Source organism: Mesorhizobium sp. M7A.F.Ca.ET.027.02.1.1 (assembly GCF_004022985.1).
Classification (GTDB): Bacteria; Pseudomonadota; Alphaproteobacteria; order Rhizobiales; family Rhizobiaceae; genus Mesorhizobium.
Map to the genome: position 1 here is coordinate 1 of NZ_RZOL01000488.1, position 4,190 is coordinate 4,190.

A 4,190-nucleotide genomic window follows, 5' to 3' on the forward strand; every position below is an offset into this window, starting at 1 on the left:
GAGAAGCCGGCGATCCAGGCTCCCGCCGATCCGAAGCCGCTGCCGGCCGTCGCCAAGGGCGCGATCGCCTTCGACAATGTCTCCTTCTCCTACCCGGCAAGGCCGGACCGTGCCGCCGTGCATGGCTTGAGCTTTCAGGTCATGCCGGGCGAGACGGTGGCGATCGTCGGGCCGTCAGGGGCCGGCAAGAGCACGGTGTTTTCGCTGATCCTGCGCTTCTACGATCCCGAAACAGGCAAGATCCTGATCGATGGCGTCGATGTGCGCGAGGCTGATCCCGTTTCGGTCCGCCAGCGCATCGCGATCGTGCCGCAGGACGTCACCATCTTCGCGGCAAGCGCGCGTGACAATATTGGGTTCGGCCGGCCGGGAGCCAGCAAGGCCGAAATCGAGACGGCGGCGAAGGATGCACTTGCCGACGAATTCATCCTCAAGCTGGAAAAAGGCTATGACAGCCAGGTCGGCGAGCGCGGCGTGACGCTGTCAGGCGGCCAGCGCCAGCGGGTTGCGATCGCCCGCGCCATCCTGCGCGACGCCCCGATCCTGCTGCTCGACGAGGCCACCTCCGCCCTCGACGCCGAAAGCGAGACGCTGGTGCAGACGGCGCTGGAACGGCTGATGCAGGGCCGCACCACGATCGTCATCGCCCACCGCCTGGCAACGGTGCTGAAGGCCGACAGGATCCTGGTCATGGATGGCGGCTCGATCGTCGAGGAAGGCACGCATCAAAGCCTTGTCGCCAAGGGCGGCATCTATGCGCGGCTGGCCAAGCTGCAGTTCGAAACCGGCGCCAGTGCTTTCAGGGGCGCGGCTGAGTAGGCAGAAACATCTGCCGCTGTGCCGGCAAGCCGCTATACGGCTCCGTATCGCTGCTTCAGATGGTTCACGAAATAGGTGGCGTTGAGCTTTTCGCCGGTGGCGCGTTCGAGCAGGTCCGGCGTCGACCAGCGTGATCCCTGCGACCAGATTTTTTCGCGGCGCCACTCGTTGATCGCCTCGAAATTGCCTTTGGCGAGATCGTCATCGGCGGCAGGATGATCCCGCTTCAGCGCTGCCCATTGCTGCGCCGCCATCATCGCGCCCAGCGTATAGGAGGGGAAATAGCCGAAGGCGGCCCCTGGCCAATGCACGTCCTGCATCGGTCCGTCGGCGGGGTTGTCGATGGTGGAGAGGCCGAGATAGTCACGCATCTTGGCGTCCCAGGCTTCGGGCAGATCACCCACCTCCAGCCGGCCCGCGACGAGTTCCTGCTCCAGTTCGTAGCGCAGGATGACATGCAGGGGATAGGTCACCTCGTCGGCATCGACACGGATCAGGCCGCGCTCGACGCGATGCACATGCGGCAGGATATCGTCGAGCGACCAGGCTTCGCCGAGATGCTTTTCGACCACCGGCAGCGCCCAGTTCCAGAAGGCCGGGTTGCGGCCGAGCTGTTTTTCGACGAACAGGCTCTGGCTTTCATGCACGGCCATGCCGCGCGCCTTGCCGAGCGGCCAGTGCGACCATGCCTTCGGCAGGTTCTGTTCGTAGAGCGCATGGCCGGTCTCGTGCAACACGCCCATCAGCGCCGACAGGAAGTCTGTAGTCTTGTAGCGGGTGGTGATGCGCACGTCGCTCGGCACGCCGCCGCAGAAAGGATGGTGCGACACCGACAGCGATCCGTGCGTCAGGTCGAAGCCGACCGCCGCCATCATGGCAAGGCCGAGCTCGCGCTGCCGGTCGATCGCATAGGTGCCTGAGAGCGGCTTCAGCGGGCGCTTGCGCAGCCGTGCGTCCTGGATAGCCAGCGCCTCAGGCACGAAGCCTTTCAGAAAAGCCTTCAGGTCGGTGAACACAGGCGTGATGTCGGCGGTGCGGTTCCCAGGATCGTATTGCTCCATCAGCGCGTCATAGGGGGCTAGGCCGAGCACATCGGCACGCAGCGCCGCCTCCTCGCGCACCAGCGCCACGACGCCCTCCAGCGCAGGCTGGAAGCCCGCCCAGTCGTTCTTGGCGCGCAGGCCGCGCCACAGTTGCTCGCAACGCATGCGCGCGGTCGTCTGGCGTTCGACGAATTCGACCGGCAGGCAGGTCAGGTTGGTGTATTGCCGCCGCAGTTCCGAGACCGCAGTGCGCTGCTCTTCACCCAATGCTTCCTGCTCGGCCGCGGCGATCCAGTCCGCTATCTCCGGCGCCGTTGCCCTGGTGTGATACATGCCGGCGAGTGCCGACATCGCCTCGGCACGTTTCTCGCCACCGCCGACAGCCATGTGGGTGGCCTCGTCGGCGCCGAGGATGGCCAGCGCATGCTCAAGCGCTTCGAGCTTGTGGCCGAGATCATCGAGTTTCTGAAAGGACATGGTGGCTTCCGTGATTGGGGACGGCGCGAAAAGACACCAACGCAAATGCGTTGGCAACCCTCGGATGCCGTCCGGCAGATGCACCTTGCGCAGGCGAGGCCGCGCATGAAATGCTGCCGGCAACACATCAAGGGGGAAAAAAATGATCGGCAACATCCTTGTCGGGCTGGTGGCCTTGATCCATGCCTACATCGTCTATCTGGAGATGGTGCTGTGGGACACGCCGCGCGGACACAAGGCTTTCAACCTGACCCCGGAATTCGCCAGTGCCTCGAAAGTGCTCGCCGCCAATCAGGGGCTCTATAACGGTTTCCTCGCCGCCGGCCTCATCTGGGGGCTTTACCTCGGGGCGGTCGGTTTCCAGGTCAAGGTTTTCTTCCTGCTGTGCGTGGCTGTTGCCGGCCTCTATGGCGCGGCAACGGTTGGCCGCAAGATCCTGTTCATCCAGACCGTGCCGGCGATTGCCGCGCTGATCGCGGTCTGGCTGGGCTGGTAAAAGGACGCCCGCGGGATGGCTCCCGAAAGCGCCAGGTGGTCCCTTCCTCTTGGACCGTTTCAGCCGCTGTGGTCTCAGCCGTTCGGGTAGTTGCCGCCGTCGTCGCCGTCGCCCATCAGGAAACCGCTGCCGGTATCGACCCTCAGGCGCTGGTCGACATTGTCGAGCCGGCGCAGCAGGTCATGATATTGCGCGGCCGGTATCCTGCCGTGATCGGACGCGGCGACTTTCTCTGCCGCCTGACCGATGTGGGCCGTGCGCATTTCCAGGCGTTCCGCCACGGCCGGGGTGATGTTGTTGGCCTGTCTTGCGTCCACGATGCCCTGCCGGACGCCCTGCACCTGTGCGATAAGCGCCTCGACACGCGGGCCAGTCATGTCGGTCGGATCGGCCGCGTCGAGAGCGCCCTTGTGATGGCCCGCGGCATAGGCGCCGGCAAGCGGAACGGCGATGAGGAGCGCCGTGAGTGTAGCAGTTCTAAGCGAGGTCTTGAAAGAGCGCATCACGCGTCTCCTCTTGTAGAGGAAGGCGGCGGTTGCCTTCCGGCCTTGGGCCGTCCGGTTCCGTCGCGTCGCGATGAGGGGGTTCATCGCCGGCGGTTCTCGGCCCGGGCGGCAAGTTAGGATCGCCCTGCGACAATGTGTAATTAAAAAAAGATAATCTTTTCAGGCCTTGTCGGCCTCTATCTGCGCCCTAGAGTTGAGCCGACGAACAAGTTCGCGTGATTTTGGATCAACGTTCGGTGAGCTTCAGTTCAATACGGCGGTTCTTATTGCGCGCCTCTTCGGTGTCGGCGGGGTCGAGCGGCTGGAACTCACCGAAACCGGCGGCTACGAGCCGGTTGGCAGGCACGCCGTTTTCGATCAGGAATTTCACCACCGAGGTCGAACGCGCCGTCGACAGCTCCCAATTGTCGCGGTAGCGGCCGGCGCCGGAGAGCGGCTTATTGTCAGTGTGGCCGTCGACGCGCAGCACCCAGTTGATCTCGGGCGGGATTTCCTTCTGCAACTCGATGATGGCGTCGGCGAGCTTCTTCATCTCGACCTTGCCGGCATCGTTGATCACCTCGGAGCCGGTCGGGAACAGCACTTCCGACTGGAAGACGAAGCGGTCGCCGACGATACGGATGTTCTCTCGGTCGGCGAGGATTTCGCGCAAGCGGCCGAAGAAGTCGGAGCGGTAGCGGTTCAACTCCTGCACGCGCTGTGCCAGTGCGACGTTGAGGCGACGGCCGAGGTCGGCGATCTTGGTGTTGGAATCGCGGTCGCGGATTTCGGAGACGTTGAGCGCATCCTCGAGCGCGCCGATCTGCTTGCGCAGTGCCGCGATCTGCTGGTTGAGGATCTCGACCTGGC

At 64.2% G+C, this 4,190-nt stretch carries 5 protein-coding genes; 2 read left to right on the forward strand and 3 right to left on the reverse strand.

From position 1 onward, the window contains the following. Positions 1–819, forward strand: an 819-nt coding sequence (locus EN749_RS31905) for an ATP-binding cassette domain-containing protein (protein ID WP_128364650.1), incomplete at its 5' end; no start/stop codon positions are given. 32 nt (positions 820–851) lie between these two features. On the opposite strand, the gene EN749_RS31910 is transcribed toward EN749_RS31905, so the two are convergent. Then, on the reverse strand, positions 852–2,339 hold the full coding sequence (locus EN749_RS31910) for a carboxypeptidase M32 (RefSeq protein ID WP_128364651.1): 1,488 nt from the start codon (positions 2,337–2,339) through the stop codon (positions 852–854). A 142-nt stretch (positions 2,340–2,481) separates the two neighbouring features. Here EN749_RS31910 and EN749_RS31915 point away from each other — a divergent pair, with 142 nt between their 5' ends. Beyond that, positions 2,482–2,835, forward strand: coding sequence for a DUF1304 domain-containing protein (locus EN749_RS31915; protein WP_127397799.1), 354 nt, complete (start codon positions 2,482–2,484; stop codon positions 2,833–2,835). Positions 2,836–2,909: 74 nt separating this feature from the next. On the opposite strand, the gene EN749_RS31920 is transcribed toward EN749_RS31915, so the two are convergent. Together EN749_RS31920 and EN749_RS31925 are read right to left on the reverse strand one after the other, a co-directional pair. Beyond that, on the reverse strand, positions 2,910–3,338 hold the full coding sequence (locus EN749_RS31920; RefSeq protein WP_127269091.1) for a hypothetical protein: 429 nt from the start codon (positions 3,336–3,338) through the stop codon (positions 2,910–2,912). A 229-nt stretch (positions 3,339–3,567) separates the two neighbouring features. Beyond that, the coding region (locus tag EN749_RS31925; protein WP_128364652.1) for a peptidoglycan -binding protein at positions 3,568–4,190 on the reverse strand (623 nt) is incomplete at its 5' end.